The organism is Pinisolibacter aquiterrae (genome assembly GCF_019160155.1).
In the GTDB taxonomy this organism is placed as follows: domain Bacteria; phylum Pseudomonadota; class Alphaproteobacteria; order Rhizobiales; family Ancalomicrobiaceae; genus Pinisolibacter; species Pinisolibacter aquiterrae.
Map to the genome: position 1 here is coordinate 309,904 of NZ_JAFNIH010000041.1, position 24,296 is coordinate 334,199.

General features: G+C 67.9%; 25 protein-coding genes. 2 read left to right on the forward strand and 23 right to left on the reverse strand.

Going from position 1 to position 24,296, the window contains the following annotated elements; all coding sequences use genetic code 11:
- Positions 1-11: 11 nt before the first annotated feature.
- Entirely contained in the window at positions 12-743 is a 732-nt protein-coding gene (locus tag J3S89_RS16900) for a Crp/Fnr family transcriptional regulator (RefSeq protein ID WP_217928963.1), read from the reverse strand.
- Between the two features lie 188 nt (positions 744-931).
- Between J3S89_RS16900 and J3S89_RS16905 the strand changes: the two genes are divergently transcribed.
- Together J3S89_RS16905 and J3S89_RS16910 are read left to right on the forward strand one after the other, a co-directional pair.
- A complete protein-coding gene (locus tag J3S89_RS16905; RefSeq protein WP_217928964.1) occupies positions 932-1,489 on the forward strand; it encodes an SCO family protein in 558 nt (185 codons plus the stop codon).
- Entirely contained in the window at positions 1,486-2,253 is a 768-nt protein-coding gene (locus tag J3S89_RS16910) for a class I SAM-dependent methyltransferase (RefSeq protein WP_217928965.1), read from the forward strand. The genes J3S89_RS16905 and J3S89_RS16910 overlap by 4 nt, the downstream gene beginning before the upstream one ends.
- A gap of 23 nt (positions 2,254-2,276) precedes the next feature.
- Here J3S89_RS16910 and J3S89_RS16915 read toward each other — a convergent pair whose 3' ends face one another.
- The 22 genes from J3S89_RS16915 to J3S89_RS17020 form a co-directional block, all read right to left on the reverse strand.
- Positions 2,277-2,783 (reverse strand): TlpA disulfide reductase family protein, encoded by a 507-nt coding sequence (locus tag J3S89_RS16915; protein ID WP_217928966.1) that lies wholly within the window; start codon positions 2,781-2,783, stop codon positions 2,277-2,279.
- Positions 2,780-3,682 carry a 1,4-dihydroxy-2-naphthoate octaprenyltransferase gene (gene menA, locus J3S89_RS16920; RefSeq protein WP_217928967.1) on the reverse strand — a complete coding sequence of 301 codons (903 nt, stop codon included), beginning with the start codon at positions 3,680-3,682 and terminating at the stop codon, positions 2,780-2,782. The genes J3S89_RS16915 and menA overlap by 4 nt, the downstream gene beginning before the upstream one ends.
- 11 nt (positions 3,683-3,693) lie before the next feature.
- The gene (locus tag J3S89_RS16925; protein WP_217928968.1) at positions 3,694-4,572 is read right to left on the reverse strand and encodes an ABC transporter permease; all 879 of its coding nucleotides are present in this window, start codon (positions 4,570-4,572) and stop codon (positions 3,694-3,696) included.
- A gap of 16 nt (positions 4,573-4,588) precedes the next feature.
- Entirely contained in the window at positions 4,589-5,074 is a 486-nt protein-coding gene (locus tag J3S89_RS16930; RefSeq protein WP_217928970.1) for a hypothetical protein, read from the reverse strand.
- Positions 5,052-5,969 (reverse strand): ABC transporter ATP-binding protein, encoded by a 918-nt coding sequence (locus J3S89_RS16935; protein ID WP_217928972.1) that lies wholly within the window; start codon positions 5,967-5,969, stop codon positions 5,052-5,054. Before J3S89_RS16935 ends, J3S89_RS16930 begins: the two co-directional genes overlap by 23 nt.
- 110 nt (positions 5,970-6,079) lie before the next feature.
- The gene (locus J3S89_RS16940; RefSeq protein WP_217928974.1) at positions 6,080-7,084 is read right to left on the reverse strand and encodes a NapH/MauN family ferredoxin-type protein; all 1,005 of its coding nucleotides are present in this window, start codon (positions 7,082-7,084) and stop codon (positions 6,080-6,082) included.
- A complete protein-coding gene (locus tag J3S89_RS16945) occupies positions 7,081-7,860 on the reverse strand; it encodes a 4Fe-4S dicluster domain-containing protein (RefSeq protein ID WP_217928976.1) in 780 nt (259 codons plus the stop codon). The genes J3S89_RS16940 and J3S89_RS16945 overlap by 4 nt, the downstream gene beginning before the upstream one ends.
- A complete protein-coding gene (gene nosD / locus J3S89_RS16950) occupies positions 7,857-9,281 on the reverse strand; it encodes a nitrous oxide reductase family maturation protein NosD (protein WP_217928978.1) in 1,425 nt (474 codons plus the stop codon). The genes J3S89_RS16945 and nosD overlap by 4 nt, the downstream gene beginning before the upstream one ends.
- A gap of 10 nt (positions 9,282-9,291) precedes the next feature.
- Positions 9,292-10,482: a hypothetical protein gene (locus tag J3S89_RS16955; RefSeq protein ID WP_217928979.1), complete on the reverse strand. Its 1,191-nt coding sequence runs from the start codon at positions 10,480-10,482 to the stop codon at positions 9,292-9,294.
- 259 nt (positions 10,483-10,741) lie between these two features.
- Entirely contained in the window at positions 10,742-11,488 is a 747-nt protein-coding gene (locus J3S89_RS16960) for a c-type cytochrome (protein ID WP_217928980.1), read from the reverse strand.
- A gap of 35 nt (positions 11,489-11,523) precedes the next feature.
- A complete protein-coding gene (locus J3S89_RS16965) occupies positions 11,524-12,168 on the reverse strand; it encodes a c-type cytochrome (protein ID WP_217928981.1) in 645 nt (214 codons plus the stop codon).
- A gap of 166 nt (positions 12,169-12,334) precedes the next feature.
- Positions 12,335-14,602, reverse strand: coding sequence for a Sec-dependent nitrous-oxide reductase (gene nosZ, locus J3S89_RS16970; protein WP_217928982.1), 2,268 nt, complete (start codon positions 14,600-14,602; stop codon positions 12,335-12,337).
- A 646-nt stretch (positions 14,603-15,248) separates the two neighbouring features.
- A complete protein-coding gene (locus J3S89_RS16975) occupies positions 15,249-15,617 on the reverse strand; it encodes a DUF2946 family protein (RefSeq protein WP_217928983.1) in 369 nt (122 codons plus the stop codon).
- A gap of 73 nt (positions 15,618-15,690) precedes the next feature.
- Complete coding sequence (locus J3S89_RS16980) at positions 15,691-16,566, reverse strand: bile acid:sodium symporter family protein (protein ID WP_217928984.1); 876 nt, start codon at positions 16,564-16,566, stop codon at positions 15,691-15,693.
- A gap of 105 nt (positions 16,567-16,671) precedes the next feature.
- A complete protein-coding gene (locus J3S89_RS16985) occupies positions 16,672-17,370 on the reverse strand; it encodes a NapC/NirT family cytochrome c (RefSeq protein WP_217928985.1) in 699 nt (232 codons plus the stop codon).
- Positions 17,371-17,422: 52 nt separating this feature from the next.
- Positions 17,423-17,866, reverse strand: coding sequence for a nitrate reductase cytochrome c-type subunit (locus J3S89_RS16990; protein ID WP_217928987.1), 444 nt, complete (start codon positions 17,864-17,866; stop codon positions 17,423-17,425).
- Positions 17,863-18,810, reverse strand: coding sequence for a quinol dehydrogenase ferredoxin subunit NapH (gene napH, locus J3S89_RS16995; protein WP_217928989.1), 948 nt, complete (start codon positions 18,808-18,810; stop codon positions 17,863-17,865). The genes J3S89_RS16990 and napH overlap by 4 nt, the downstream gene beginning before the upstream one ends.
- Positions 18,807-19,643 (reverse strand): ferredoxin-type protein NapG, encoded by an 837-nt coding sequence (napG, locus tag J3S89_RS17000; RefSeq protein WP_217928991.1) that lies wholly within the window; start codon positions 19,641-19,643, stop codon positions 18,807-18,809. The genes napH and napG overlap by 4 nt, the downstream gene beginning before the upstream one ends.
- Before the next feature lie 170 nt (positions 19,644-19,813).
- On the reverse strand, positions 19,814-22,300 hold the full coding sequence (gene napA, locus J3S89_RS17005; protein ID WP_217928993.1) for a nitrate reductase catalytic subunit NapA: 2,487 nt from the start codon (positions 22,298-22,300) through the stop codon (positions 19,814-19,816).
- An 89-nt stretch (positions 22,301-22,389) separates the two neighbouring features.
- Positions 22,390-22,635 carry a chaperone NapD gene (locus J3S89_RS17010; RefSeq protein ID WP_217928995.1) on the reverse strand — a complete coding sequence of 82 codons (246 nt, stop codon included), beginning with the start codon at positions 22,633-22,635 and terminating at the stop codon, positions 22,390-22,392.
- Positions 22,632-23,147, reverse strand: coding sequence for a ferredoxin-type protein NapF (napF, locus tag J3S89_RS17015; RefSeq protein ID WP_217928996.1), 516 nt, complete (start codon positions 23,145-23,147; stop codon positions 22,632-22,634). Before napF ends, J3S89_RS17010 begins: the two co-directional genes overlap by 4 nt.
- Positions 23,148-23,418: 271 nt before the next feature.
- Entirely contained in the window at positions 23,419-24,246 is an 828-nt protein-coding gene (locus J3S89_RS17020) for a transporter substrate-binding domain-containing protein (RefSeq protein ID WP_217928997.1), read from the reverse strand.
- Positions 24,247-24,296 lie beyond the last annotated feature (50 nt).

The window sequence follows — 24,296 nt, forward strand, 5'->3', positions numbered from 1 at the left end:
GATGGTCTCCTTCAGACGGTGCCGCGCTCGCGGGCGAAACTCTCGAGCCGCGACAGCGAGGCGATGGCGACCGAATCGCGGCTGACCACGACGCCGTGGTCGCGCAGCGTCGCCAACGCCCGCGAGAAACTCTCCGGCGTCATGCCGAGACGCCGCGCGATCAACGCCTTGTCGTAGGGAAGCTTGAGCGTGAGCCGCCCCTTCTCCGGTGCCGGTGGGGTGCGCCGGGCGGTCGCGACCAGGAAGTCGGCGACCCGCTGCGGCGCCGCCAGAGCCTTGATCAGGCGGACCTGTTCGCTGAGGGTCGCGGTGTGATGGGCGATCGAGGCGAGCAGCGCGATGGTGACGCGCCCGTCGGCGCGCATCGCCGACCGGAGCGCCGACGCCTCGATCCGCAACAGCCGCGCCTCGGTGACCGTGTCGGCGGAGACCGGATAGCGCCCGCCGATGAACATCACCGCCTCGGCGAAACTCTCGCCCGCCGTCATCACCGACACCACCGCCTCGCTGCCGTCGGGCAGCAGACGATAGAGCTTCACCCAGCCGTCGAGCACCACGTAGAAGGCGTCGGCGGTCGCGCCCTGGAGCATGACGTTGCAGTTGCGGTCCCAGCGCTTCGGCACGGCGCCGGCCAGCACCACGGCCGTCACCTCGGCGTCCATCTGCCGGAACATCGGCACTTCGTGCAGGCGTTCGAGGTCGGCCGTGTCGAGGGCGGCGATGGGGCGCGGCGAAGGGGGCACCGGGATCTCCTCGGGCTCGGTCGTCGGGACGGCGCGGGCGAGGGTCGTGCGCTCGCTTCGGGGCCGTTCGACGACATTCGTCAAGGAATGCACCCCGTCGATCCGTCATAGTGCCCGAAACGGCGCGCCGCAACGTCGAGCGCGCGGATCGCCCTCTTCGAACCGTTCTCACAAGGGAGACACCACCGATGTTGTCCCGCCGTGGCCTGCTTCTGGCCCTCTCGAGCCTGCCCCTCGTCGCCGTGCCCGCGCCGGCCTTCGCCGCCGAACTGCCGATCCTCGGGGCCGCGACCGACGGCCGCGACCTCGCCGCCGGCGATCTCGGCGGCTGGCGCCTCGTCTATTTCGGCTACACCCATTGCCCGGACGTCTGCCCGCTCGGCCTCCAGACCATGGCCGAGGCGCTCGAGGCCCTCGGCCCCTTCTCCGCCGCGATCACGCCGGTCTTCGTCACCGTCGATCCCGATCGCGACACCCCGGCGGTGATGAAGGACTACGTCGCCTTCTTCCATCCGCGTCTCATCGGCGTCACGCCGTCGCCCGAGCAACTGGCGATCATGGCCAAGGCCTGGCGCGTCAAATTCGCCAAGGTCGACGTCGGCGCGGGCCGGCCCTATCTGATGGACCACACCGCCGCCGTCATCCTCGTCGACCCGCAGAACCGGGCCGCCGGACGCTTTCCGCACGACATCGGCGGCGCGCACCTCGCCGACCGGATTCGCGGCGTGCTGATGGCGCGCGCATGAACGAGGCCCCCATCACCGAAGCGGCCTCGACCGGCGCGCCGAGAGATCCGCTCGCCGGTACCTTCGGCCGCCATGCCGTCGCGCCCGACCGGCGCCGCGAACTGGTGCGCCGCACCTTCTCCGTCGTCGCGCCGCGCTACGATCTGATGAACGACCTGATGAGCCTCGGCATCCACCGGGCCTGGAAGGCGCGCTTCGTCGCCCGCGCCGCCGTGCGGCCCGGCGAGCGCGTGCTCGATCTCGCCGGTGGCACCGGCGACGTCGCCTTTCGGCTGGCGGCGCTCGGCGCCCGCGTCACGGTGGCCGATCCGAGCGTGGAGATGATGACCGCCGGCCGGGTCCGGCGCGGCGGCGACACCGTCGCCTGGGTCGAGGCCGAGGCCGAGGCGCTTCCCTTCGCGGATGCCGCCTTCGACGTCGTCACCATCGCCTTCGGCATCCGCAACGTCACGCGCATGGATGCGGCGCTGGCGGAGATTCGCCGCGTGCTCGTGCCCGGCGGGCGCCTTCTCTGTCTCGAGTTCTCGACCCCGCGCCCCTGGCTGGCGCCGGCCTATCGACTGTGGTCGCGCACCGCGATCCCCGCCCTCGGGGCGATCGTCTCCGGCCGCGTCGAGGCCTATCGCTATCTGATCGAATCGATCGCCCGCTTTCCCGATCAGGCCGAATTCGCCGAGATGATTCGTGCCGCCGGTTTCGGCGGCGTGGGGCACGAGGATCTCTCCTTCGGCATCGCCGCGATCCATCGCGGCGTCCGGGTCTGATCGTCGCCCCGGGTGGGCGCGGCTCAGCGGGCCGCCGCCGCCATCACCCGATCGCGGAAGGCGGGATCGTCCCAGGCTCCGGCGCCGACCACTCGCGCCACCTCGCGGCCCTGTTCGTCGACCACCAGCGTCGTCGGCAGGCCGACCACGCCGAGATCGCGCGCCGCCTGACGGTCGGCGTCGTGGAACAGCGCCACCTCGCGGATGCCGAGCGCCTCGACGGTCCGGTCGATCACCGGCCAGCCCATCCGGTCGAGCGACACCGCCGCCACCTTCACGCCCTTGTCGGCGAGCTCGCGCTGGAAGGCGTCGATCGCCGGGAATTCGGTGCGGCACGAGCCGCACCAGCTCGCCCAGAAATGCACCAGCGTCAGCCGGCCCGAGACCGCGGCGAAGTCGCGGTCGTTGCCGTCGCGATCCTGCACCGTCAGCGTGATCGGATGCGGCGTCACCGCGACCAGATCGCCGGCGAGCGCCGGCGCGCTCGTCGCAAGGCCGACGGCGAGGAGAGCGGCGAGGGCGAGCTTCATGCGAAACCTCCGAGCCAGGCCAGGGCGATCAGTCCGGCCAGAACGAGTTGGAATCCGGCGGTGGCGGCGAGACGCGAGTTGAGTTCGCGGCCGACCGGCATCCGCGCCAGTCGGACCGCGAGCACGCCCGCCGGCACCACTCCGACCGCGACGATCGCCGCCCCGAGGAGGCTCGGCGTGGCCATCGCCGCGAGGGCGACGGCGGCGATCATCTCCACGGCGTAGAGCGCGACCGCGCCGCGCGCGCCGACCAGAATGGCCAGCGTGCGGCGTCCGTTGCGGGCGTCCTCGACGCGGTCGCGATGATTGTTGACGGTGAGCACGCCGGCCGCCGGCAGGCCGATGGCGATGCCGAGCAGGATCGTCACCGGCGACGCCGTCGCCACCGCGAGCCACTCGATGCCGACCACCGCCGCCACGCCGAAATAGGCGACGACGAAGATCTCGCCGAGCGGGGTTCCCGAGATCGGGCGCGGTCCGCCCGAATAGGCCCAGGCGGCGATCACCGAGGCGACGCCGATCGACAGGATCGGCAGGCCGCCGTGGACGACCGCGACGAGGCCGGCGGCGATCGCGATCAGCGTCGCGACGATCGCGCCGCGCCGGACCTCCATGGCGCTCATCAGCCGCGCGCCGGTGACCCGGGTCGGCCCGAGCCGGCGCGGACCGTCGAGACCGCGCTCGCCGTCGGCGGCGTCGTTGGCGAGGTTGGTGGCGATCTGGATGGCGAGCGCCGAGATCGTCGCGGCGGCGACGGGGCCCCAGGCGATCCGCCCGAGGGTCGCGGCATGGGCGACGCCGACCAGAATCGGCGCGATCGAGATCGTCAGCGTGCGCGGGCGCGCCGCCTTGATCCAGAGGCCGAGCCGGGACGGCGAGGCGAGCGAGAGATCGGACATCGCGGGCTCCTTCACGGCAGATCGCCTCGGCGGAAGATCAACCAACCGCCGAGTGCCGACGCCGTCCCCAACACGATCGGATAGGCGAAGGCCCAGATCATGAAGCCGACCCGTCCGAAGATGTCGAAGACGGTGAAGGCGGTCGGCCCCAGCAGCACCAACTGCGGATCGAACAACAGCATCGACCCGGTGCGGAACACCTGCAAGGGGTTCAGCATGGCGATCGCCACCACGCCCTCGATCGCCAGCCGGCCCCGGATCAGGGCGCCGAGCAGGACGAGATCCAGCGCCAGCACCAGCGCCAGCCACACCAGGAAGGCGATCGTCTGCGCCGTGTCGACCGAGCGCGTCAGCGCCGAGATGAGAAAGCCGAGCCCGACGAAGACGAAGATCATCGCCATCAGCAGGCCGACGTCGAAGCCGAGTTCCACCCACGGCACCGACACGCCGCGCACGACGCCGTAGACCACGGCCGCCCCCAGCGCCGCGATCACCGGCGAGGCGGCGAGCACGTAGCGACCGAAGAAGCGGCCGAAATACCAGGCGCCGATTCCCACCGGCAGGCCCAGAACATATTCGAACACGCCGGCCTCGCGGTCGCCGGCGAGCGAGCGCACCGTGGTGATCAGGATGAAGATCGGCACGATCGCCATGGTGAGCTGGATGTAGGTGACGAGCGTCCGCGACAGGCCGGTGAAGCCGAGCACCCGGCTCTCGGTCAGACCGAACACCAGGAGGAGCCCGACCAGCACGAAGAACACGGCCGCATAGATCGCGAACCAGCGCGCCCGGAACGCCTCGGCGATCTCCAGGCGGAACGTGGCGGCGAAGCCGTGGCGGAAGGACGAACCCGACGGGACCGGAGCGATGGGAGCGGTGGGCGCGTGCAAGATGGTCTCTCCTCGGTCAGGTCCGATGCTCGCAGTTCGCCTTGTCGCGGATCGCCTTCACCGCGGCGTGGAAGTCGAGACGGTGGGCGGGCGAGCGCCCGGCGGAATGGGAATAGCCCATCGGCGTGGTCGCGTCGTCGCGATAATGAGCGGTCCTGGCGTCGAGCCAGCGGGTGGAATCGGCGTCGTCGGTGACCCAGAACGGCACCTCGTCGCGGTCGGCGAGGCCGTTTTCCGAGGCGGCGAGCACCGCGCAGCCGAAGTCGTCGTAGATCCGTGCCCGGTTGTTCGCCGGCTCCCACACCTCGGCGGCGAAGCGCCGGTCGGCGAAGACCATGTGGCAGAACTCGCAGGTGTCGCGGCCCCATTTGATCTTGCGCGGCTCCGCCTTCACCTCCGAACAGGCGGAAAGGCCGGCGCCGAGCAGGGCGAGGCCACCGAGACGCAGCGCGTCGCGCCGGGAGGCGGCCGCGAAGAGGTCACGGAGCGGGGTGGAGGACATGGTCGGCTCCCTCGCTGCCGCGCGTCGCCGCGGGCTCGTCGTCGCCGTCGCGGGCGCGATCCACCATCGACAGCGCGCCGACCAGACCGGCATGGCGCGCCACGAAGCCGAGGAACCGCAGCCGGTCGGGACCGGCGATGGTGCCGGTCCAGCGCATGCCCTCGGCCACCAGCCCCCAGTCGCCGGCGGCGCGGGCGAAACTCGGCTCCGCCCGCGACGTCTCGAGCGAGACGGCGAAGGTCGAGCCGAGCGCCCCGGCGTCGGCGACGGTGTCGTCGAGGACGATGCGGCCGCGTTCCAGCTCGACCACCCGATTGACCAGCGCGGCGATCTCGTCGATCCGATGCGAGGAGATGATCATGGTCGCTTGCGGACGCTCGGCGAGGAGATCGAACAGGCTCGCGCGCGCCGCCGGATCGAGATTGGCGGCGGGTTCGTCGAGGATCAGGAGCCGGGTCGGCCGGCCGAGCGCCAGCGCGATCAGGAGCTTCTGCTTCATGCCGCCGGAGAGCCGCACGAACGGGCGCCGCGCGATCGCGTCGACGTCGAGCCCCATCCGCTCGGCGAGGACGCCGATGTCGTCGATCCGCGCCGCCGCCACGTCGGCGACGTAGCGCATCAGCGCGCCGACCGGCATCTCGAGGCGCGGCGCGATCTGCGGCACGAAGCCGACCAGCCGCAGCACCTCGGTGCGGTCGCGGCGCGGGTCGCGCCCCTCGATCGTCACCCGTCCCTCGTGGACGTATTCGCCGAGCAGGCAGCGGAACAGCGTGGTCTTGCCGGCGCCGTTCGAGCCGATCAGGGCGATGCGTTGCCCGGCCGGGATCTCGAGATCGATCGCGTCGAGAATCCGCGCCGATCCGAAGTTCTTGGCGACACCCTTCAGGGAAATCATGTCTCGTCCGTCCCGTCTGGGGAGGCGCGCGGATCGTCTCCGCCGTCCCTCCGCGGGGGTCGGCGACCGCGCCCCTCGCGCGCGGGTCGTCTCCCCGTCTCTTCACGCTCTCACTCGGCCGCTTCCGGCGCCCGCGAGAGCCCCTTGATGTCGAACCGCAACGCACCCGTCGGGCACACGTCGATGCACATGGCGCAGCGCGTGCAGTCCGGTCCGATCGGTGTCGCCGTCTCGCGACCGTAGCCGAGCTTGGTCATCTCCAACACGTGCGGCACCAGACAGACGTCGCGGCACTTGCCCTCGTGGAAGCAGTTCTCGGCGACATGGAGGATTCTGACCGGAGCGATGGTTCCCGCCATGCCATAAGTCAAGCCGATCGGACAGACGTAACGGCACCAGAACCGCCGCGACCAGAAGATCTCGACCAGAAGCAGCAACGCGATCCAGATCAACCCGACCAGCGTTCCATAGGTCAGCGCCCGCGACAGGATGCCGACCGGCGAGATCGTCTCGAAGAGCGTGTAGCCGGAAGCGAAGGCGAGCACCGCGAAGATCACGAACAGAACCGGCCTGAGCCGCCGATCGAGCGGATGATCCTTGACGAACTTCTTCTCGGCGAGCTTCAGATGCAGCTTCTCGGCGATCTCCGAGACGAGGTGATAGGGGCATACCCACGAGCAGAAGGCGCGTCCGCCGACGATCACGTAGATCAGGAAGACCGTCGAGACGCCGATCACCAGATTGAGCACCACATGGCCATGGGCGAGCATCAGCTGGAGCGAGGAGTTGAGGTCGGCGAAGTGGAAGCCGACCACGCGCGACGCCGTCAGCGCCCCCTCGATCAGCTGCAGATCCGCCCAATAGGACGCGACGAAGAGGCCGTTGACCAGGAGGATCGAGATCCAGCGGCGGTAGCGCCAGGCGTTGGAGACGGCGTCGTGGGCACGCTCCTCCATGATCGCCGCCTTGCGCCGCTTGCGCTCCTCCGGCGACTTCTTGAAGGCGAGGAGCTCGACCATCTCCGGCGTCATGTCGGCCGGCGTCGGCTTGACCGGCGCCTTGCCGAACATCTGGGCGACGCCGCCGATCGTGCGGGAGAAAAATCCGGGGCTCATGACTGGGTCCTCCCCGCCTCGCGGCCGGTCGTGGAGACCGTGACCTGGATCGCGACCGGCTCGACCGGACACATCATCTCGCAGACGCCGCATCCGACGCAGGACGCCTTCACCACCGGCGTGCGGCGTTTGTCGGCCGGATCCGCCGTCAGCGGCTCGAGCGCGATCGCCCCCTCGATCGGGCAGGTCTGGACGCAGAGGTCGCAGATCCCGAGGTCATAGGCGTGATCGGCGATCGGCTGCGCCCTCCAGCGATCGACCTCGGCCCAGCGCAGGACGCCGTCGAAGGGCGCGGCGCGCGCCGGCCCCTTCCAGCCCTCGCCGCGGCGGGCGAGGCAGGCGTCGGGCCGCGCCAGCGTCGCCACGCCCATCCGCACCTGTTCCTTCTTGTCGATCAGATGGGAGAGCGCCCCGGTCGGACAGGCGAGGATGCACTGGGTGGCGTCGCAGGAGAAGTCGCAGGCCTGAGCCCGCGGCGCGATGTAGGGCGTGCCGTTGGAGAGGCCCTCGTTCAGGTCCGCCAACTCGATCGCCTCGATCGGGCAGACCTGGACGCATTGGCCGCATTTGATGCAGGCGGCGAGGAAGGCCTCCTCGTCGATCGCCCCGGGGGGCCTCAGACGCGGCGCGGCATGGGCCAATTTGTGCTGGAGGAGGCCGACCAGCGAGGCGCCGACCACGGCGCCGCCGACCACGATCGAGCGCAAGAGGCGGCGGCGATCCTCGCCACCCTTGGTGAGGCGCCGTTCGGGCGCCGCCGGTTTGTCGTCGGTCATGAGTGTCTCTCCAGACGCTGCGTGCCGCGCGCGCCGACACCCTCGGGCAGATCGAGGCGAGGGGCGGGGTCGCGGATGATCAGGCGCGGTTCGATCAGGGAGCCGAGCCGCTCGACGAAGTCGACCAGTTCGAGCGACGGCGAGGTGCGGAAGAACTGCGCGTCCGGCACGTCCATCCACAGCCGATCGGCCCAGCTCCAGTTCTCGTAGGGCGTGTCGCCGGTGCCGTCGTGATCGCGGTCGAAGCCTTCCCAGTCGTCCCAGTAGTTGCCGCGCCAGGTGTTGCGGTTGGCCGAGCCGGTGCCGTAGACCGTCACCGAGCCGTGGTTGCCGAGGAAGGCGTTGGCCTCGAACGTGTTGCCTTCCCAGTCGGAATGGAAGGCGACCGCGACGCCGTTGTAGGCGATGCGGTTCTTCTGGAAGAGGTTGAACCCTTCCGGGTCGTAGGGCGAGGCGTCCATGAAGATGCCGCGCGCATTGGCGAAGAAGTCGTTGTGGATCACCCGCGTGTTGGAGGATTCCTTGAACCCCAGCCCGATCCCCGACGGTCCCTGACTGTAGTGGATGACGTTGTCGATCACGTCGTTGTCGTTGGCGTACATCAGGAAGATGCCGACCGTATTGGACAGGAAGGAGTTCCGTTCGAGCTTGTTCTTGTGGGAATACATCAGGTGGATACCGTAGCGGCTGTCCAGAATGCGGTTTCCCGTGACGATGTTGCCGGTCGAGTACCAGATCACCGTGTCGCGGACATTGGTGATGTCGTTGTCCTCGATGCGGTTGTCGTTGGAATACCAGACGCGGATGCTGTCGCCGCGCAGCGCCTGCGGCAGATCCTTCGAGCCGATGACGTTGCGACGGATGATGTTGCCGTCGGCCTGTTTCAGCTCGAAGCCGAACAGGCAGTTGTCGACGACGTTGTCCTTGAAGATGCCGTTGCGGCCGCGCAGGCGCACCGCGCTGTCGGTGGTCTCGTGGCGCTCGCCGGAATTGCGCAGGGTCAATCCCGTCAGCATCACGTCGTTCGCGGTGACGGTGAGGATCGAGCCGATGCCGCCGCCGTCGATGATCGTGCCGCCGCGCACGCCGTCGATCCGCATCGGCCGATCGATCTTGCCCGGCGCCGAATAGATCTTCGCCTCGAGCGTCAGCGTGCCGCCGGTCGGCGTGGCGTCGATCAGAGGCTGGAGCGCGACCGCTCCGGCCGGGAACCGGCGCAGGTCCTCCATCTCGTCTTCCGAGCGGGGGTCCGGCGCCGGCGGGTGATGGTCGGCGAAGCCGGCGTCGCGGGTGAGGTCGTCGACCCCCTTCATCTCCGCCCAACGCACCGCGCCGAAGCCGATCACCACCACCACGGCGAGCGTGGCGATCGCGCCGAGAAGACCACGCAGGGTGCGAAGGGGCGAGAAGCGGAGGGCCATCGCCGTCACCTCAATCCTTGGCCGAGGCCGGCAGCGAACGCCGGGTCAGCACCGCGAGCGCCATGAACACCGCCACCGCGAGCATCAGCGCGAAGCCGATCGCCGGATAGGAGTGGGTCGAGAACTGCGCCACCTTGCCGTCGCCGAACACGGTCGGCATGAACGGCTTCAAGGTGAAGGCGCCCATGGCGTTGAGCGAGTGGCCGTACCACCAGAGCCACGAGGAATATTCGATGACGAAGCCGATCGGCAGGATCATCGGCACCGCCGCGATGGCGAGGAACAGCGGCGAGCGCGGCCGCCGGGCGATCCACAGAAAGCCGAGCATGGCGACGAGGACGGCGCCGTAGACGACATGGGTCGCGGTCTTCATGATCGCCACCAGACGGCCGTTCTTGACCGGCTCGTTGAACCAGCGCCCGAGGCTCTCCTCGTAGTGCCAGGCCATCACGTCGATGGCGCGGCTCGACCACGGCCGCGGCTCGACGCCGAGTTCGACCGGGGCCTTGAGGTCGTGCAGCGCCTTCAGGATCTCGACGAGCTGCGCCTTGGAGGCGGTCGCGTCGGCCTTGGGGGCGTTGAGGTCGACGCCGATGCCGCTCTTGGCCAGCGATTCCTTGAGCTGGCGAACCACCGGATGGAGGTTCTCGTCCTTGGTCTCGTCCTCGGAGCGTCCGAGACTGTCGACGAGGCCGGCGACCCAGCTCTTGCCCATGTATTGGACGCCGTTCGAGGAATAGAGCGCCATCGTCATCCACACCGCCGTCGCGGCGAAGCCGAGCCCCATCACCACGGTGCGCGTGTTCACGCCCGGCACCGCGAAGCCGACGATCAGCACGCCGATGAAGGTGAAGAGGAACGGCGACAGGAGCTTCTCGACCGGACCGCCCGAGGCGATCGGATACATGCCGACGAAATGGTTGATCGTGTCCATCTCGTGCACGCAGTCGAGCGCCTCCTTCTCGATCACCTCCTTGGTGTCGCGCATGGTGCAGCCGTTGCCGACCCGATCGACGTGGAACAGGATCTTGACCCCGTCGGGAAAGGTCTGGGCCGGATAGTTGGGCGCCTTCAGCGACACCCACCAGGCCGGCGCGTAATAGGAGGCGCCGAGCGCCAGCAACGCCAGAAGGGCGAAGACCCGGAAGAGAAGGGCGGCGCGACCGCTCGAGGAACGTTCGGCCGTGGGGGAGGACGACATCGATCACACTCCTGATGCGCGTGGACGTCACGCGGCTCCGTTCGGGGGCACGCCGGCGGCGGCGCGAAGTTGGCTTTCGAATAGAGCTTGGAACACGAGACGCACGCGCTCCTTGAGATATGGCAAGCCGCTCATGCGACTGTGGAAATCGAGCCCCGCGAAACGACGAGAGCCGCACGGGACGCGCGTGGTCCGGCGGCTGTCGCGGAGCGAACGGGAGGGAGGGGGCGCCGCCCGAGACGGCGCGCCCCGGGCCGGATCACTTGAAGTCCGGGTTCTTCCAACCGACCGGCGCGATCATGTCCGCCGGCGGCTTCAGCCGCGACACGTAGTCGAGCACGTCGATCGTGTCCTTGTCGGTGAAGTTCTTGATCTGCTCGACCATGTCCGGGTTGGCGTTGCGGCGCTTGCCTTCCCTGATCCACTTGTACTGGCGGATCAGGTATTCGTAGTGCTGCCCCTGGATGCGGGGGAAGTACTTGTCGTTGTCGCCCTCGCCGTTGACGCCGTGGCAGCGGACGCAGTTGTCGGCATAGAGCTTCTTGCCGTGCTCGAGATCGGTGCCTGGGCCGACGCCGTTCTCGGGGTTCATCTTCAGGCCGGCGATGTAGTCGGCGACGTCGGCGATCGACTGCGGGCCACCGATCTCGGAGGGCAGCGCGAAGGGATACATCGTCGGATTGTCGCGGTGGCCGTCGCGGATGTCGGCGAGCTGCTTGATGATGACGGTGCGATGCTGGCCGGCGAGCTGCGGGAAGGTGCCGTCGGTCTGACCCCAGCCCTCGGGCAGATGGCAGGCCGAGCAGACCTCGTAGACGTCCTTGCCGTTCTCGCGATTCGGCGTGAGGTGCAGCGCCTCGTCGCGCTCGCCGCCTTCGCTCATCCACTCCTTCTTGGACTTGTTCTCCTCGAAGGTCTTCTGGTCGACCGCCTTTTCGGCGGCGAAGGCGGCGCCGGCGGCCAGGAGGGCGCCGAGAGCGATGGAGAGGGTGAAAGTCGTCTTCATGTCGGATCTCCGGGTGTTCCCCTGGTGGCGTCGGCTCACTTGGGCGCGCGCTCGATCTGGGAGAGGTAGTCGGCGATCGCCGCGATCTTCGCCTCGTCGAGCTTCTTGGCGAAGGGCAGCATCGTCTTCACTTTGCCGTTCTGACGGATACCGTCCCTGATTTCCGTCATCTGGAGCACCAGATAATCCCGCTTCATGCCGCCGAGGATCGGATATCCCGCGAGCGGCTTCAGCCCATCCGGGCCGTGGCAGGTCTGGCAACCGCCCTTGGTGTAGGCGAGCTTGCCCTCGGCGCGGCGGGCGTCGTCGATCGGCGGATCGAGCGGCTTCACCTTCGCCGGCTCGGCCTTGGCGAGATAGTCGGCGATCGCGGCGCGCTCGGCCGGCGAGACCAGATGCATCACGTCCTTCATGCCCTGCGTGCGCGGATAGCCGCGCTCGTCGTTGCCGGAGACGCGTTTGCCGTCGGCGATGTCGTTCATCTGGGCGAGAAGATAGGCGGCGTCCTGGGCCGCGATGTTCGGAAACACCTGGATCGCGCGGGCGCCGTTGCGGCCGTGGCAGGCGATGCAGGTCTTGGTGGCGAAGAGGGCTTTTCCGTCGAGACCGGCCTCCTCGGCCGAGGCGACGGCGAGAGGCGCGAGCACGAGACCGAGCGTGAGCATGGCGGTGCGGAGCATGGGCGGATCCTTCGTGGAGCTCTCGATGTCGGGTGTCGGGGCCGGGCCCCGGAGTGTCGAAGCGTGAAAAAAAGAAGGGCGGCCGACCGCCCTTCGAAGTCGCGGGGCATCCGCTCCGCGCCCGTGGGCGCGGAGTGAGATCGTTGGAAGGAGCGAGTCCCGAGGCTTACTTGGCGACCGTCTTGGCGCCGTGTTCCTCGAGGTAGGTCTTGACGCGCAGACCGATGTCGGCGGCCTTGACCTGATACTGCCACCACTGGTTGGCCCACAGGGTTCCCTGCTGCCAGTCTTCCTTCTTCGCCGCCTCGTCGGTCTTGCCCTTGGCGTCCTTGGCGAAGTTGAGCTGGTCGACGGCGTCCTCGACGAGGGCGACGACGGTCGGGAAGTCCTTGTAGTTCGTCGACATGATGTACTTGACGACCGTGTCGATGACCTTCTGGGTCTCGAGGTTGGTGGTGTACTGCTTGTCGAAGTCGGCCTTGGTGTAGACGGTCGAGTCGGTCGCCTTGGTCGAGGTCTGCTCGACGAGGCCCTTCGGCTTGACCATCAGATAGCCTTCCATCTCCAGATGGAGCGCCGAGCAGAACTCGGTGCAGTAGAAGGAGAAGGCGCCGGGACGGTCGGCCTTGAAGGTCACCGAGGCGGTCTTGCCCGGCTCGAGGCTGAGGTTGCCGGAGTAGGTGGAGACCGTGAAGCCGTGGGTCTCGTCCTCGGCGCGCTCGGCGTTGGTGATGTGGAAGGTGACGATGTCGCCTTCGTTCGCCTCGACGATTTCCGGCGTGAAGTGCGAGCGGATGGCGGTGCCGTAGACGGTGACCTTACCCGGTTCGCGGACGATCTTCTCCGATCCCGGACGCACCGCGTCGGGGCTCGCCTGGCCGGTGCGGCTGTCGGTGCCGTACTTGTAGCGGATCAGCGGCTTGACCTTGTCGGCCGCGATCGAGGCCGCGTAGTGCGGTTCGCCGAGCGGGACCGGCATGTCGTAGAGGAGTTCCATCTTGTCGCCGGAGATGTCGATCAACTGATGGTTCTGCGGATGCAGCGGACCCACCGGGTTGAAGCGATCGATCGCCAGCTTGTTGAGCGCGACCAGATAGTGGCCGCCCGGCGCGGCGCTGTCGCCTTCCATCGCCATGAGATGGCCGATGTTGTAGTGGACCGAGATCTTGTCGAGAACCTTGCCGGCGCAATAGTCGTACTTGGCGACCTGGCTGTCGACGTAGAGCGAGGTGTAGGCGATGCAGGGCTTCGAGTCGAACTGCGTGTGGAGCGGTCCGAGGCCGAGCTGAACCTGGGTGTGCAGCACCTGCTTCATGTCCAGGATCGGGATCCCGTAGGGGTCCTTCGAGGCATATTGCTTGGCGTCGATCGCGGCCTTGATCTTCTCCCAGGAATAGACCGAGACGTTGGTGTCGAGCTTGCCGCCGACGATGATGTACTTGCCGTCCGGGGTGACGTCGGCGCCGTGCGGCGACTTCGGCTCGGCGATCAGGAAGAGGATGCCTTCCTCGACCGCGGTCTTGATCGGAACGACGTCATGGCCGTTGATCTTGACCGACTTGCCGGCCGCGACCAGTTCGGCCGCCTTCTTCCAGTTGATGACGTGCAGATAGTCGGCGTCGTTGGCCGAGCAACCCGCCTCGAACGGCGGCTTGCCCTGTTCGATGCCGCCGACGTAACGCTCGGCGCAGAACGAGTTGGTGAAGGACCAGCCGTCCGACGGACCCTTGCCGGCGTCGGTCAGATCCTGGGTGTAGGGCGGCAGTTCCAGCGAGAACGACTTGGCCGGATCGATGCGGCCCTTGGACCGATCGAACTTCCAATAAGTGACCGCGCCGCGGAACTTCTCGTTGAACTCGGAGAGGGGCGCGTAGCCGCGGCCGAGGACGCCCGGATACTGCGCCGCTTCGATCACGTATTCGGTGTTCGGCGTGACGAAGGTGCCGCCGTGCTCGGACTGCAGGATCGGGTTGACGACGATCTGCTGGGTCTCGAAGTCGTGCAGCGAGACGACGCCGACGCGCGGATTGGCCTTGTCGTTGATGAAGAGATATTCGCCGTCGGGTTTGCCGTCGGTCTCGGAGAGCGCGGGATGGTGGGTGTCGCCCCAGTTGATCTCACGGCCGTCGATGTCGCCCTGGCGCAGGATCTTCTTGGATTCCTCGTCGAAGCCGAAGCCCTGCCACGGCTCGGGCGTGAACACCGAGACGTATTTCAGGATGCGCATCGAGGGAATGCCGTAGACCATGATCTGGCCGGCCTGACCGCTCGAGGAGAAGACGAGGAATTCGTCGCGTCCGCCGGTCGGGGTATAGGTCTTGGCGGCGGCCAGAAGGTCCTTCTGGCTGAGCCCGCGCCGCTTCATCACGTCTTCGAGGCCCTCGGCGGCGAAGGCTCCGACGGTCCCCATGCCGATCAGAGTGGCCAGAGCCACGGACGTCTTCAGTATCGATCTCATGATCGCGCTCCTGCTCGTGAAACGATCCCTCGAGCCCCCCTTCCATCGCCTCCCAGCCTGACTGCGAAGCCCTGGTCCAGCCCGGTTCGGTGGACAAAGGCCTTCCCCTCGCAGTCACCTCATGGCGACGACGGCACGAACGTTCTTCGGAATCGCGAAACGCTTGGTTTCTGGGCGGGTCGGGGCGTCGGGCGAAATGTGCGGCTTCGCGAAGCCGCGCCGATCGAACGAGGAGACGCACCCTGCGCCTCTCGATCCCGTGACTCGTGTCCCGGGATCGCGTCCCTATCCGGCGCAGACCATGCCACGTGCGCCGATCGCTTCCTTGACGATGGTCAAGCTCTGGTGGGCGAGGGCATGAAAACGTCATTCCCCCGCGCGAAACGGCGCGAAGATGCACGGCGAGGCGGAAATTCGTCGTCGAATCCGCGAAATTGACGCGAGTGACGTTGCGGAATGTGATCCGAGACCGAAGGTCGGCGGGCGCCCGTACGGAGCGAGGACGGGCGCCCGAAACCATCGGCGAGGGATCGGCGACGTCGCATCGGTGGGCACGTTCGGTGAACCGGACCGAATCGTGGCGAGGCGCCGTCGTGCACGGCCGAGTGGCCGCGCCGAACCGTCACCGGGCCGAGGCCGGAGGTCCGCGTGGGCGATGGTCGTGGCGGGAGGTGGGGGGCGTGGCGGCGCGCGGCCGGGGCGACCGACGCAGGCGCGCGATCGCGCGCGGCAGCGCGAGCGGCGCGGGCTCGGACGGCGGCAGCGCCGTCCCCGCCAGACAGAGACCGAGGTCGCAACAGTCGTGCGCGCGATCGGAGAGATCGCTCGGATCGCTGGCGAAGGTGCGGGGCGGCAGCGAGCCGCCCATGAAGATGCAGACCTGATCGCCGACCGTGAGGGCCAGCGCTTCGCCGCGCAGCAGGCCGACCAGGAACACGATCGAGAACAGCAACACCCCGACGCCGCCGGCCTTGCGGCGCAGCGCGGTCAAGATGCCCGTTCTGGCATGTCCCCGGACCATCGACCCGATCGTCTCCGCGGAGCGGAAGGCTCCACCGCGCATTTCACACGAGTTCCCGCTTGCCGTCCTTGATTTTCGGCAAATGCCGACGCGTCCATGCGACGTGCGCGAGCGCGACCGCATTCATCACCAGCACGTAGATGGTCGCCGCCACGGCGACGTCCGGGCGACCGAGGAGCGTGATCGCCACGGTCAGCGCCACCGCGACGTTGCGCAGGCCGGTCGTCTGGATCAGCGCCGCGACGCGGGCGCGGCCGATCCCCAGCCCCTTCGCCGCCGCGACGGCGAGCGCCACCGCGGCGAGATCGTAGACGAGCGCGGCCGGGCCGACCGTCGGCCCGTGCGCGAGCAGAGCCGGCCATTGCGCCGCGATCGCCGTCGTGACGATGACGACGAAGACCAGCGTCGAGATCCGGCGGTGCCACGCGCGCCGACGCGCGACCGCCTCCGGCCACCGATGCGCCACCGCCGATCCGGCGATCAGCGGCACCACGGTGGTGACGAAGATCGCCGCGAGCGTCGCCCCGAACGGCAGCGCCACCGCCACGCTCTCCCCAGCGAACCAGGCGAAGGCGGCCCCGGCCCAGGCCGGCACCGCGAGCGGCGCGGCGAGACTGGTGACGACCGTCGTCGTCACCGAAAGGGCGACGTCGCCGCGCGCCATCAGCGTCACGAAATTGGCGGTGACCCCGCCCGGCGCGGCGGCGAGGAGGACCAGTCCGACCGCATGCGGCGCCGGCAGCGCGAAGAGGGTCGCGACGACGCCGGCAAGGAGCGGCAGGATCACCAGCTGGATCGAAAGCCCCAGTGCCACCGCGCGCGGGCTCGCCACGAGCGCGCGAAAGTCCGAGATCCGGGTCTCCGACCCGACCGCGAACATCAGGATCGCCAGGCCGAGCGGTATCGCGAGCGAAGCCAAGGGAGATCTCCCGATCGTCGATGGAAGCGGCAAGAGGAGGCGAGAAGACGGCGTCGCCGCGAACCGGCGGTCGGTTCGCGGCGACGCCTCGTCATGAGAGGCTGGTCACTTCCGGGGAAGATCGGCGGCGAAGGAGGCGAGAGCCTTGCTCGAGCCGTGATCGGCCTCGGCCTTCATCTCCAGCATCAGCTTCTCGTAGGACTCCCGGCCACCCTCCGGCAGGCGATGGGCGATGCCCTGGTGGCAGTCGATGCAGGTCTTGCCGGTGTCGACCGCGAGCTGATGCTGCTTGCCCGCCCGCGTCTCCTGCTTGGTGAAGTCCATGAAGTCGAAGCCGTGGCAGTTGCGGCATTCGCGGCTGTCGGTCGACTTCATCCGCGCCCATTCGTGGCGGGCGAGTTCGAGCCGACGATCGACGAACTTCTCGCGCGTCCAGATCGAGCCGGTGATGAAGTGGCCCCACAGTTCCTTCGACGCCTGGATCTTGCGGACGATCTTGTACTGCCACTCCTTCGGCACGTGGCAGTCCGGGCAGGTCGCGCGGACGCCGGAATGGTTCTGGAAATGGGGCGTATTCTTGTATTCGGCATACACGTTGTCCTTCATCTCGTGGCACGAGATGCAGAACTGCTCGTTGTTGGTCATCTCCAGCGCCCAGTGGAAGCCGCCCCAGAAGACGATGCCGCCGAGAAAGCCGAGGACGAGGAGGATGCCGAGAGCGATCGAGCCCGAGGGCGACCAGAACAGGCGCCACAGGCGCTTGAGGAAGCCGGGGCGATCGGCGGTGACGGGAGTGTCGGTCATGGATGTCGCTCCGAACGTCGAGACGACGAGGGGTCCTGCCCTCGACGCGCGGTCACTTGGTCTGGGACGGCTTGAAGGTGTTCTCGACCAGTTCCTTGGCGTCCACCTGCGGGACGTGGCACTGGGTGCAGAACCAGCGGGTGCCCGCGACGGTGTCGGTCTGATGTCCGTCGCGGTCGAGATAATGGGTCATCGACAGGGTCGGGGCGCCGTTCTTGGCGGCGACCGACCAGTCGTGACAACCGAGGCACTGATTGGCCTTGAGGTCGATCTGATAGCGATCGATCTGATGCGGGATCAGCGGCGGCTGCTGGCGATAGGCGCGGTCGAACCGTCCCGAGACGTTCTGATGGGGCGTGTCGGGGGCGGGCACGTCGACCGTCGGCGAGACGCCGCGCAGGGTCTTGACCTCGGCGGCCTGCTGGCTCGCCACCGACCCGATCCCGAAGGTGAGAGCGGCCGCGCCGAGCGCCGCGACGAGCACGAGCTTCCTCATGGAGTTTCTCCCGAACAGTTCGACCGGACGGCATCGACCGTCGTGGTCTCGGAGGCATCGAAACGATGGGTGAAGCGGAAGACGCCGCGATCGCAGACGTCGATACAGCGGCCGCAGGTGGTGCAGTCGCGGGACGAGATCACCGGCGAGGCGCCCTTTTTCGCCCCTTCCAGCGCCGGAGAGATCACGTGCGGCTCCGGGCAGACCGCATAGCAGTCCATGCAGTGGTCGCAGGCGGCCCGCTTGAAGGTCGAGACCTTGACCAGCGCGCCCGCGCCGAGGAGCCCGTAGAAGGCGCCGACCGGACAGAGATGCGAGCACCAGCCGCGCCGCGCCACGAAGAGGTCGAAGAGGAACACCGCCACCACGAAGGTGAGCGAGGCCGTCGCGCCGAACACCACCACCCGGAACGCATGGGTGATCGGGTTGACCAGTTCCCACGCGATCGATCCGGTGACGCCGGAGACGACCAGAACCATCGCCAACACCCAGAACCGCGTCTCGGGCTTCGGCTGCCAGCCCTTCGACTGGAGGCCGAGCTTCTCGCGGGTCCAATGCGCGAGATCCGTGACCGGATTGATCGGGCAGACCCAGGAGCAATAGGCCCGGCCGGAGACGAGCGCGTAGCCGACCGCGACGATCGCCGCGCCGAGGATCGCCAGCCCCTCCGGCGCATGGCGCGCGGCGAGCATCTGCACGAGCACCAGCGGATCGGTCAGCGGCAGGATGCCGAAGGTCATCGACGAGGCGAGGGTGCCCTTGGCGATCCACAGGCCGAACAGCGGCCCGGTCAGGAACAGCGCGAGCACCAGCGTCTGGGAGAGCCGGCGCAGCAGAAGGAACTTGTTGCGGGTGAGGAAGCCGCGCGCCGGCAGCACCTCCTGCGCGGCGAGGCGGGCCTCGCGATTGAGCCGGGCCTTGGGCGTGGGCGAGAGCGCGGTCATGGCTTCCACCCCTTTCCGAGTTTGGTCGGATCGATGATCGGCGGGGTGTCGGGCACGCCGGAGGGCGGGGTGACGTCGCCCGGCGCCCGGTCAGGCAGATCGACGATGCCGTCGACCAGCGGCCCCTGGTGCTTCTCGTATTCCTTCCAGCCGAGCCGGTAGTGACGGCCGAGTTCGCCGCGCGCGACCTTCAGCGGCAGCACCTTGATGGCCGCCTCCTCGAGCACGCAGGACTTCTCGCACTTGCCGCAGCCGGTGCAGTCGCTGGCGTGGACGGTCGGCCGGAAGATCGCGTGCTTGCGCGTGCGCGGATTGGATTCCATCTCCAGCGTCAACGCCTTGTCGATCACCGGACAGTCGCGGTAGCAGACGTCGCACCTGAGGCCGAGGAAGTTGAGGCAGTTCTCCTCGTCGACCAGCACCGCCGTGCCCATCTTCGCCTTGTTGATGTCGACGAGGCCGTGGTCGAGCGCGCCGGTCGGGCACGCCTTGACGCAAGGGATGTCCTCGCACATCTCGCAAGGGGTCTTGCGGGCGATGAAATAGGGGGTTCCCGAGGCGACGTGATCGCCGAGATCGGCGAGCTTCAACGTGTTCCACGGGCACGCCCGCACGCACAATCCGCAGCGCACGCAGGCCGCGAGGAAGGCCCGCTCGTCGGGCAGCGCGCCCGGCGGGCGGATCGCCTGGGTCGGCATCGCCTCGGCGGAGCGCTGGTAGGCACCGATCAGGGCGCCGGCGACACCGGCGCCGACGGCACCGCGCAACGTCGTCTCGACGAGACGGCGGCGCTCGGGATTCGACGGTCCATCGGACTTGCGCGAGGCGGACATCGGCGGAACCAGGGTTGTGTCGCAGGGGGGAGGTGGCCGGCACCACTCCGACGGCTTCGATGCGCGGCATCTCGACCACGGGCGGGACCTCGGCGACGGCGCCGGCCGTTTCGCTCCGGACCGATCGAGCGGGGTGGGCGCCCCGTCGAGCGATCCGGATCGAAGGGAAATCAGGCGCGCTCGACCTTGCAGGCGCACTTCTTGTAGTCGGTCTCCTTCGACAGCGGGCAGGTGGCGTCCAGCGTCAGCTTGTTGACCAACTGGCCCTCGTCGAACCACGGGAAGAAGACCATGCCCTTCGGCGGCTTGTTGCGGCCGCGCGTCTCGACGCGGCTCGTCACTTCACCGCGACGGGTGGAGATCCGGATCTCCTGTCCGCGCCGGAGCCCGAGCCCCATCGCGTCGTCGGGATGCATGAAGACGACGGCGTTCGGGAAGGCCTTGTAGAGTTCGGGCACGCGCCGGGTCATCGAACCGGAATGCCAGTGCTCGAGCACGCGGCCGGTGACCAGCCACAGCGGGAAGTCCTTGTCCGGGCTCTCCGCCGGCGGCTCGTAGGGAGCGAAGATGATCTTGGCCTTGCCGTCCTTGTAGCCGTAGAAGCGCACGCCCTCGCCCTGCTTGACGTAGGGGTCGTAGCCCTCGCGGAAGCGCCAGTTGGTCTCCTTGCCGTCGACCACCGGCCACTTCAGGCCGCGCGCCTTGTGATACTGCTCGAACGGCGCCAGATCGTGGCCGTGACCGCGACCGAACGAGGCGTATTCCTCGAACAGGCCCTTCTGCAGATAGAAGCCGAAGTCCTTGGATTCCTGGTTCTCGAACCCTTCGGCCGTCTCGGCGAGCGGGTATTTGTCGACATTGCCGTTCTTGTAGAGCACCTCGTAGAGGGTCTTGCCGGCGACTTCCGGCATCTTGGCGATCAGTTCGGCCGGCCAGACGTCCTCGATCTTGAAGCGCTTGGAGAATTCGACCACCTGCCAGACGTCGGAACGGGCCTCGCCCGGCGCGGTGACCTGCTGGCGCCAGAACTGGGTGCGCCGCTCGGCGTTGCCGTAGGCGCCCTCCTTCTCCACCCACATCGCGGTCGGCAGGATCAGGTCGGCGGCGAGCGCGGTCACGGTCGGATAGGGGTCGGACACGGTGATGAAGTTGGCCGGGTTGCGATAGCCGGGCCAGCCTTCCTCGTTCATGTTCGGCGCCGCCTGCATGTTGTTGTTGCACTGGACCCAGTAGGCGTTGATGAGCCCGTCCTTGAGCATGCGGTTCTGGAGAACGGCATGGGCGCCGGGCTTCTCCGGGATGGTGCCCTCCGGCAGCTTCCAGATCCGTTCCGCGGTCTTGCGATGCTCGGGATTGGTGACGACCAGATCGGCCGGCAGGCGATGGGCGAAGGTGCCGACCTCGCGCGCGGTGCCGCAGGCCGAGGGCTGGCCGGTCAGCGAGAACGGCGAGTTGCCGGGCTCGGAGATCTTACCGACCAGAAGATGCACGTTGTACATCAAGGAGTTGACCCAGCCGCCGCGCGAATGCTGGTTGAAGCCCATGGTCCACAGGCTCATCACCTTCTTCTTCGGGTCGGCGTAGACCTTGGCGAGACGCTCCAGCTTCTCGGCCGGAACGCCGGAGAGTTTGGAGGTGTATTCGAGCGTGTAGGGCTTCACCGCCTCGGCGTATTCCTCGAAGGTGATCGGCGTCATCGTGCCGTCGTCGGGATGCGCTGCCGCCTTCTGGAGCGGATGATTGGGGCGCAGGCCATAGCCGATGTCGGTCGCGGTCTTGGTGAAGTTGACGTTCTTCTCGACGAAGGCCTTGTTCACCGCGCCGGTCTGGATGATGTGGTTGGCGATGTAGTTGAGGATCGCCAGATCCGTCTGCGGCACGAAGACGATGCCGTTGTCGGCGAGTTCGAAGCAGCGATGCTCGAAGGTGGAGAGCACGTGCACTTCCGCGCCCGGCTTGGTGAGGCGGGTGTTGGTGAGACGCGACCACAGGATCGGGTGCATCTCCGCCATGTTGGAGCCCCACAGCACGAAGGCGTCGGCATGCTCGAGGTCGTCGTAGCAGCCCATCGGCTCGTCGATGCCGAAGGTGCGCATGAAGCCGACCACCGCCGAGGCCATGCAGTGGCGCGCGTTGGGGTCGAGATTGTTGGAGCGGAAGCCGGCCTTCATCAACTTGGCGGCGGCATAGCCCTCCCAGACCGTCCACTGACCCGAGCCGAACATGGCGACCGAGGTCGGCCCCTTGGCCTTCAACGCCGCCTTCCACTTCTCGGCCATCACGTCGAAGGCCTCGTCCCAGGAGACGGGCGTGAAGTCGCCTTCCTTGTCGTATTTGCCGTTCTTCTTCCTGAGGAGCGGCGTGGTCAGGCGGTCCTGGCCGTAGAGGATCTTGGAGAGGAAATAGCCCTTGATGCAGTTGAGGCCTCGGTTGACCGGCGCCTCCGGGTCGCCCTGGGTGGCGACGACGCGGCCGTCCTTGGTGCCGACCAGCACCGAGCAGCCGGTGCCGCAGAAGCGGCAGGGCGCCTTGTCCCAACGGATGCCGGCGTCGCCCACGGGAGCGGCCGATGCGGGGAGCGAGACGCCGGCCACCGCGGCGGTGGCGGCGGCGGCCGAAGCCTTCAACACGTCGCGGCGGGAAGTTTCCATCGTCATCTCTCGCGACCTCCTCGGGGTCGATTGGCAGTCGGGGGGGAAGGGGCGCCCTTCCCGTCTCGGGTGGCGCTCTCGCGCCGAAGAAAGGGTCAGGCGGCGACGTCGTCGGGTTCGGAGGCGTGATAGACGAGCGACGTGCCGATCACCCCGGCGACGTGGTTCATCGCCATCAGACTGTCGGAGGCGAAGCGCTCGCCGATGTCGACGGCGGTCACCACCAGCCGGCCGTCGCCGGTGGCGGCATGGACTTCGACGCCGTCCATGGCGGCGATCTCGATCTCGACCTCGCTCACCCGCTCCGGCACCGCATGGACCAACACGCCGATCACGTTCATGCCGCTTCTCCTCGGCCCTGCGGCCTCTCGTTCACGCTCACCGCGTCGACCGGACATCCGGCGACGCAGGCACCGCATCCGTTGCAATCCGCGTCGATCACCGCCGGCAGGAAACGCCCGTCGATCTGCGGCGCGAAGCGGATCGCCGATCGCGGGCAGGCATCGCCGCAGGTGCGGCAGTGGACCCCGCCGACCGCCAGGCACTTGCCGGCGAGCGACGCCGTCGCCGTCCACGCCCGCACCCCGACGCGGGTGAGCGCATGACTCGGGCAGGCGTCGGCGCAGGCGCCGCAGAAGGTGCATTCGCCGTGTTCGAACCGCAGCACCGGCCGGCGCTCGCCGTCGAGGCGGATCACCGTCTCCGGGCAGGCGGGCGCGCAGGCGGCGCAGCCGTCGCAGAGCGCGACGAACCGTGCCTCCTCGATCGCCGTCGGCGGGCGCAGGCCGTGCGCCTTCGTCGGACGGGCGAACCGGCCGAGAAAGAGATCGCGACGGGCTGGTTCTGCGGACATGGGGGCTCCCGTGGTTGCGCGAAAACCATGCCGCCGAGGCGCCGCCTCGCGGTTGACATTTGATAAGGCCGAAGCCGGTGTGAATACGGATGCGGACTTCGACTTGTGTCGTGTCGATACGTTCGAAGTTACACGCGATTGGAAACTTCGCAATTAGTTTGCCTAGAGGGAAGGCAGAATCGGGCAAAAATGATGAAAAAAGGGCCAGCGTGAGCCGGCCCTTTCTCGAAGATTTCGGGGATTTTGGATCTCTTGGTGTCGGTCGTCGGGATCAGCCGCCGAAGCCGAAGCCCTTGGGCATGTCGTCGAGGACGATACCGAAGGTGGCGAGGCTGTTGACGATCCAGGTCTGATTGTTGCCGATGCGGCGGTTGTACTCCGCCCAGGCCGAGACGAAGGCCTTGAAGTTGGGATCGGCGTTCTGGTTCATGGCGATCACCGACGGGGTCGACAGGACCGGGGTCGGCACCTTGACCGAACCGAGCGCCGGGACCTTCTTGGTCATCACCAGACCGTTGAGCATGGTGTTGACGAGGCCGTCGGCCTTGCCGGTGGAGACCGCGACGATCGCCTCGTCACGGGTCTTGAAGCGCAGGACGTTGGCCTTGGGCAGATACTGCTGGGTGATCAGATCCTGCGACGAGCCGAGGTCGACCGCGAACGTGTACTTCGGATCGTTGAGCTGGGCCCAGTTGAGGCCCTCGAGCTCCTTCTTCGCCGAGATGATGACGAAGCTGTTGAAATAGGTCGGGCTCGAGAACGACACCGACATGGCGCGCACCGGCGTCGCGGTGATGCCGAGCGCCATGTCGACCTTGCCGCTCTGCACGTCGAGGATCGAATTGGCCCAGCTCGACTCCACCACCTCGAGCTTGACGCCGAGCGTCTTGGCGATGTCGCGACCCATCTCGATGGCGAAGCCGCGCCACTCGCCGGTGCGCGGATCCTTGTTGAAATAGGGATCCTCGTTGAGGATGCCGGGAATCTTCAACACGCCGCGGGCGCGGATCTGATCGATGGTGCTGTCGGCACGGGCGGCGCCGCCCATCATCGAAACCGCGAGGGCGATCGCCCCGATGACCTGTTTCCACAAACGCATGTCCGGCTCTCCCTGGTGTCCCGAGCATTCGGAAACGAATGGATCGTGAT

Bases quoted from the DNA above. Each gene is read 5' to 3' on its own strand.
- J3S89_RS16905 (WP_217928964.1), top strand. From the start codon at position 932: ATGTTGTCCCGCCGTGGCCTGCTTCTGGCCCTCTCGAGCCTGCCCCTC.
- J3S89_RS16910 (WP_217928965.1), top strand. From the start codon at position 1,486: ATGAACGAGGCCCCCATCACCGAAGCGGCCTCGACCGGCGCGCCGAGA.
- J3S89_RS16915 (WP_217928966.1), bottom strand. From the start codon at position 2,783: ATGAAGCTCGCCCTCGCCGCTCTCCTCGCCGTCGGCCTTGCGACGAGC.
- menA (WP_217928967.1), bottom strand. From the start codon at position 3,682: ATGTCCGATCTCTCGCTCGCCTCGCCGTCCCGGCTCGGCCTCTGGATC.
- J3S89_RS16930 (WP_217928970.1), bottom strand. From the start codon at position 5,074: ATGTCCTCCACCCCGCTCCGTGACCTCTTCGCGGCCGCCTCCCGGCGC.
- J3S89_RS16935 (WP_217928972.1), bottom strand. From the start codon at position 5,969: ATGATTTCCCTGAAGGGTGTCGCCAAGAACTTCGGATCGGCGCGGATT.
- J3S89_RS16940 (WP_217928974.1), bottom strand. From the start codon at position 7,084: ATGAGCCCCGGATTTTTCTCCCGCACGATCGGCGGCGTCGCCCAGATG.
- J3S89_RS16945 (WP_217928976.1), bottom strand. From the start codon at position 7,860: ATGACCGACGACAAACCGGCGGCGCCCGAACGGCGCCTCACCAAGGGT.
- nosD (WP_217928978.1), bottom strand. From the start codon at position 9,281: ATGGCCCTCCGCTTCTCGCCCCTTCGCACCCTGCGTGGTCTTCTCGGC.
- J3S89_RS16955 (WP_217928979.1), bottom strand. From the start codon at position 10,482: ATGTCGTCCTCCCCCACGGCCGAACGTTCCTCGAGCGGTCGCGCCGCC.
- J3S89_RS16960 (WP_217928980.1), bottom strand. From the start codon at position 11,488: ATGAAGACGACTTTCACCCTCTCCATCGCTCTCGGCGCCCTCCTGGCC.
- J3S89_RS16965 (WP_217928981.1), bottom strand. From the start codon at position 12,168: ATGCTCCGCACCGCCATGCTCACGCTCGGTCTCGTGCTCGCGCCTCTC.
- J3S89_RS16985 (WP_217928985.1), bottom strand. From the start codon at position 17,370: ATGACCGACACTCCCGTCACCGCCGATCGCCCCGGCTTCCTCAAGCGC.
- J3S89_RS16990 (WP_217928987.1), bottom strand. From the start codon at position 17,866: ATGAGGAAGCTCGTGCTCGTCGCGGCGCTCGGCGCGGCCGCTCTCACC.
- napH (WP_217928989.1), bottom strand. From the start codon at position 18,810: ATGACCGCGCTCTCGCCCACGCCCAAGGCCCGGCTCAATCGCGAGGCC.
- napG (WP_217928991.1), bottom strand. From the start codon at position 19,643: ATGTCCGCCTCGCGCAAGTCCGATGGACCGTCGAATCCCGAGCGCCGC.
- napA (WP_217928993.1), bottom strand. From the start codon at position 22,300: ATGACGATGGAAACTTCCCGCCGCGACGTGTTGAAGGCTTCGGCCGCC.
- J3S89_RS17010 (WP_217928995.1), bottom strand. From the start codon at position 22,635: ATGAACGTGATCGGCGTGTTGGTCCATGCGGTGCCGGAGCGGGTGAGC.
- napF (WP_217928996.1), bottom strand. From the start codon at position 23,147: ATGTCCGCAGAACCAGCCCGTCGCGATCTCTTTCTCGGCCGGTTCGCC.
- J3S89_RS17020 (WP_217928997.1), bottom strand. From the start codon at position 24,246: ATGCGTTTGTGGAAACAGGTCATCGGGGCGATCGCCCTCGCGGTTTCG.